Source organism: Synechococcus sp. R6-7 (assembly GCF_047461695.1).
GTDB lineage: Bacteria > Cyanobacteriota > Cyanobacteriia > Thermostichales > Thermostichaceae > Thermostichus.
The window spans coordinates 1-4880 of the sequence record NZ_JANSHS010000224.1 but is presented as its reverse complement, the minus strand read 5'-3'; the positions used below and the strand labels follow the sequence as shown (position 1 = coordinate 4880).

Below are 4880 nucleotides of genomic sequence, written 5' to 3'. Positions count from 1 at the left end.
GTTCAGGAGAGTTCAGCGTAAATGTATCAGCGACGAGTGGGGAACCACTTTCAGCTTGCGGGCCAGAGCCATCCGTCTTGCCTTCAAACGGGGGTTGATCAACGCCCAACTGCTGGATGAGGAGGAAGTGCATTTGGATCACTGGCTCAGCCGCTACCGACTGGATCCGCTGGACTAGAGAGGGGGTGTTCGAGCCGTCATCGCTCTTGGCAAGCACTTGTAGTCAATTCCCTTGCCAGCGACCAAGGAGACTTGGGCTCAATGGCTGGCCACCCCGCCAAAGAACTGGGATCAAAGCTCCCTCGTACCGCTATGGAGAAGCAAGCCGGCAGTGTGGGGGGTCGCTAGCGGAAAATCATCTCGGCAACCGCCTCAAAGCCGGCATCCAACAGCCGATCCAAGACCGACTGGGCCTGGCTGCGACTGTCGTAGAGGCCAGCCTGCAACACCGTTCTCCCGTTGAAAACCGTTTCCACCGCCTCGGGGATGAGCTGCCGCAATCGGTTCAAGTCATCGCTGCTCTTGGGGGTCACCAACACGCGAAATTGGGTTGCCGAGCCCACAGCAGCCACAGGGGGGGCAACTGGAGTTGTAGTGGGAGCAGAGGGAGTGGCCGGGATCCCCGTGGACGGGCGACGGGCCGGCGGAGGCAGGAGGGTGGTGATATCCGTGAGGGGAGCCGACGGTGGCCTGGGAACAGGGTCAGCCGGCTGGGCAGGTGTGGTAGAGCCATCGGGGGTGAAGGGGACAGCCACAAACTGCTCCCCCGGAGGTTGGGGCTGGGGAGTTGCCTGAGGGCTGGAGGGATCTGGCAAGATGCGCCCTCCGGATCCTTGGGGCGGAGAGGGGGGAACCGGGGCAGTAGACTGGGGCACCGTTAAAACCGGCAAGGTGGAGGGGGTCTCAGCCGCTGGCCGGGGATCCCTGGGAGTAGCCGGCTGGGACGGGGCACTGGGCAGAGCCAAAGTGCCAGGAGCAATGGGGCGGGGAGCGCTGTCGGGAAGGGCGGCAACGGTGGTTTGACCGGACAGATCCAGATCCCCTTTGGCTTTGCCCCGCAGTTGGTTGCCGTTGGCATTGATGCGCAGGCCGCGGGTGGCGTTGTGGATGTCGTATTGGCCGTTGCCCTCAAAGATGTTGTTGCCGGGATCCGTGGCCGTGCCCAGATCCGGCTGGGCGTTGGTGATGGCAGTGAGGCCGGTCTCCAAGTTCTGGGCGATGAGATTGTTGCGCAGGATGGGCCTGGAGCTGCCCCCGACAACCACGCCGGTACGGTTCTGCAGAATGCGGTTGTTGCGCACAATAGGCGCCGAGCGCTGGTCGATGGTGATGCCAAAGCCGGTCTCCTGGAACAGGTTATTGACGATGGTGGGCTGGGAGGTGCCCAAAACGGAAATGCCGTTGGCCCCGTTTTTATAGAAGCGGTTGCCCTCCACCCAGGGATTGGAAGCGCCGGCAATGAAGATCCCATCGTGGATGCTGCCCACAAAGCTGTTGTTGAGAATGCGCGGGGAGGCAGATTCCACCCAGAGGGCATAGCCGCGCCGCCCTTGGTTGCGCAGGGTAACTCCTCGCACTTCTGCGCCGGTTTCTGCCAGCAGAGCAACATTTTGTCGGCCTAGGGTCGGGCTCATGTAGGTACCGCCGCCGGTGATGAGATAGCCCTCTCCCAAGGTGGACTCGTCCCCACGCAAGGTGAGGCCGGCTTTCAGACGGATGGGGAAGGTTTCGCCGCTCTCCTCGCTATACACCCCGGGAAAAAGCTGAATGACGCTGCCAGCCTCAGCCCGCTGAATGGCATAAGTAATCGTCTTGAAGGGGTTATTGCGGGATCCATCCCCACGGGTATCGCTGCCGTTGGCCGCATCCACGAAAATGGCCGGGCGATTGTCCGGGAGCGGGGGAGCTTGAGGCAGGGTCTGCTCACCGGTAATGCCGGTGTCCAGGGAAGTTTGCGCCCAGCCGGGATCCAACTTTGCTGTCAGCAGTAAGGTGGTGCCAAGCATCAGAGAGGTTGCCAGCCGCGTCAGCATTGCAGAACGATGGCGCTGCGCCCGCAGGCCGGGCAGGACTGCTGTAGATTGGTGTTCGCCGGATTTCTGCAGACCAATAGGCAGTAAGGACAATAAGGAAGAGATCATGGTGGTTATCCTCACACCAGGCTGGGCTAGAGAAGAAAGGCCGAGGTTATCCTACCAAACTGAGTAGGCGGGATCCTGCCCTATCCGCCAACTCCAAATACGGACTAACGCAGGCTTTTTTTGCAAGTCTAACACTAGCCCTAGAGTAACCTCCCTGCTTGCGCCATGACCTACAAAACCCTTGTCCCCGAACATCTGCCCCAAGAGCCGTCGCTGCTTGAATCCGGGATCCTGCTGTCTCCGGTCTCACCGTGGCAACCCCTGATTCATCTGCTGCTGTTGGGGATCCCGGCCTTCTTGCTGCTCTTGGGAAAGCTGATGGCTCAGCCGGTCTTGGGCTGGGGGGCGGTGCTGGCTTGGCTGGGCCTGGCGGGCTGGTGGGGGCGATCGCTTTGGGCTCAGATCGGACGCCGTCTTTGGCAGTGGCTGACCACTTGGCCTCAATTGGCCTGGGCGGGAGTGGCCCTCAGCTTGGCCCTGATGGGAGGGGTTGCTGGGAGCGGGGTGTTTTCCGCTTTGGGATCCCTGAGTTGGGAGGCGATTGGGGCTTTGGGAGAAGTGTTTGGGGCCACAGGCCAGATCTTGATCGCCATCCTGGCTGCCTACATTGCCTGGCGGCAGTACATCATCTCCCGCGATCTCACCATTCAGCAGAATATCATTACCCAGCAGCAGACCATCGACGCCTACTTTGAAGGCATTTCCAACCTGGTCTTGTCTCCCGATGGGCAGTTGGACGATTGGCCCCTGGAGCGGGCCATTGCTGCCGGGCGCACGGCTGCTTTGTTGAACGGGGTGGATCGCTTCGGCAAAGCCAAGATCCTGCGCTTTCTCTCCACCGCTAACCTGCTCAGCCCTCTGCGGCGAGACGAACACCTGGGCCGACCTATCCTGGATGGCAAGGGGGGCTACCAGCGGGATCGCCTGCACGGGATCCGAGTGGTCAACCTGGGCACGATGCTGGAGGGAGCCGACCTGCATGGCACCCTGTTGCGGGCGGTGGATTTCAGCGAAGCCAGCCTGGAGCGGGCCAACCTGAGCGGCTGCGATCTCAGCCACACCAATCTGTGCGGAGCTAACTTGCGGAATGCCGACCTGCGCGGGGCCGATCTCTACCGCGCTTTGCTGTTTGTGGGATCCCCTCAGACGGCTTCCCCTGCTCAGCCGGGGCAAAAGCCGGATTTTAAGACCGGAGCCTACACCGGAGCTATCGTGGCAGGGGCAGATTTCCGCCAGGCTCGCCGCCTTTCCCCCGAACAGCGGGCCTACCTGGTCACCTGGGGTGCCGAGCTGGATCCCGCGTCCGAACCTCCCCTCAACTCTCCTAGGCCGCGTTCGGATCCTGCCGACAAAACAGAGTCGTTTCCCCCACCTGCCCCAAGCCCTTGAGCGAGAATGCATTGATGAGCCTGGTTCAGGGCTTTTGCTGCCGATTTTTCGGCCATTGCAACCCGTCTCTTCCATGGGGATGAGGGCGATCCCTTTCAATTCTCAAACATGGCACGGTTGCTCACCAAGTTCTGGCTGCTGGAGCGCTATCTATTTGGGCAGATGCTCACCCCAGTGCTGACCGGTGTTGCGGGGGGAACCCTGCTGCTGCTGGTGGGCCGACTGTTTACCCTGGCCGAGCGGCTGGTCGAGGGATCCGTCCCGCCTCTAACGGTGTTGCGTCTTTTGGTTTTGGATCTGCCGGAGATGGTGGTGCTGGGCATGCCCATTGCCGCCTTCTTTGCCACCATGCTCACCTTGGGCAAGCTGAGCGGCAACAGCGAGATCACCGCTATGCGGGCAGCCGGGATCCCGTTTAGCCGGATTTTCCGGCCCCTGCTGCTGGTGGGGTTGGCCATGAGCTTGAGCGCTTTTTTCATTAGCAACGTGTTGCTGCCGGCCAGTAAACAGCAAATCCGCCAGATCGATCAGCAAGCTTTGCTGGCCCAGGCCACCACCCCGGTGCAATACGATGTCTTTTTCAAAACCGAAGACAACCTCTGGTTCTTCATCCGCCAAGTGGATCCCCGGTTGAATACCATGCAAGATGTTACGATTTTGCGGGTGGATCCCTTGCCGGGGGGCAAATACCAGTTGGCGGAAGTGACCTTGGCCGCTCAGGCAGTGTGGAACGGACTGGAGTGGAGCCTCAGCGAAGGAGCGACCCACCTTTACGGCCCCACCGGCCTCAGCATTGCCGAGCAAACGTTTCATCGCAAGCCGTTGCAAGTTTCTCAGGATCTGGCTGCCCTGATGCAGCCGCCGGTTCCCCCCAGCGAGTTGAGCTTGCCGGAGCTGGCGGAGCGGATTTCCCGTTTGGCCCGCTCCAATCTCAATACTCAGGCTCTGCGCACCGAGTTCCACATGCGCTTCTCCCTGCCCTTGGCCAGCTTTTTTGCCGTGCTGATTTCGCTCCCCCTGGGATCCACCACCGCGCGGCGGGTGGGACGCTACGGGGGCGTCGTCTTCGGGATCCTGTTGGTGTTTGGCTACTACGTGGTTCTGAGCGTGTCTCGCAGCTTGGGAGAAGTGGGAGCCCTTCCCCCTTGGGCGGCAGCCTGGAGCTTCAACATCCTCTTCGGCGGCCTCGGCCTGCTGCTTTTGGCCCGCTTCTTGCGCTAGGGATCCACCCTAGAATCCGCCAGTCTCAGTTCTCAAGGATGTCTCGAAGAAGGCAGGGATCAACTTTCCTTTCTCTCTCCTCTCGCCTCGCGTAGCTCAGGTTTCCGTCCCCTTGCGGGGAAAAGGTAG

The 4880-nt window shown here is 61.1% G+C and carries 3 protein-coding genes; 2 read left to right on the top strand and 1 reads right to left on the bottom strand.

What is annotated here, in order from left to right; translation table 11 throughout:
* Window positions 1-344: 344 nt before the first annotated feature.
* Window positions 345-2141, bottom strand: a complete 1797-nt coding sequence (locus tag NW815_RS07370; RefSeq protein WP_414390722.1) for a DUF1565 domain-containing protein — start codon at window positions 2139-2141, stop codon at window positions 345-347.
* Between the two features lie 165 nt (window positions 2142-2306).
* On the opposite strand from NW815_RS07370, the gene NW815_RS07365 reads away from it, so the two are divergent.
* Together NW815_RS07365 and NW815_RS07360 are read left to right on the top strand one after the other, a co-directional pair.
* Window positions 2307-3530, top strand: a complete 1224-nt coding sequence (locus tag NW815_RS07365; RefSeq protein WP_414390725.1) for a pentapeptide repeat-containing protein — start codon at window positions 2307-2309, stop codon at window positions 3528-3530.
* 108 nt (window positions 3531-3638) lie between these two features.
* A complete protein-coding gene (locus tag NW815_RS07360) occupies window positions 3639-4751 on the top strand; it encodes an LptF/LptG family permease (protein WP_414390728.1) in 1113 nt (370 codons plus the stop codon).
* The last annotated feature ends 129 nt before the right edge of the window (window positions 4752-4880 follow it).

Excerpts from the sequence above, each read along its gene's own strand:
- NW815_RS07370 (WP_414390722.1), bottom strand. The coding sequence starts at position 2,141 with ATGATCTCTTCCTTATTGTCCTTACTGCCTATTGGTCTGCAGAAATCC.
- NW815_RS07365 (WP_414390725.1), top strand. The coding sequence starts at position 2,307 with ATGACCTACAAAACCCTTGTCCCCGAACATCTGCCCCAAGAGCCGTCG.
- NW815_RS07360 (WP_414390728.1), top strand. The coding sequence starts at position 3,639 with ATGGCACGGTTGCTCACCAAGTTCTGGCTGCTGGAGCGCTATCTATTT.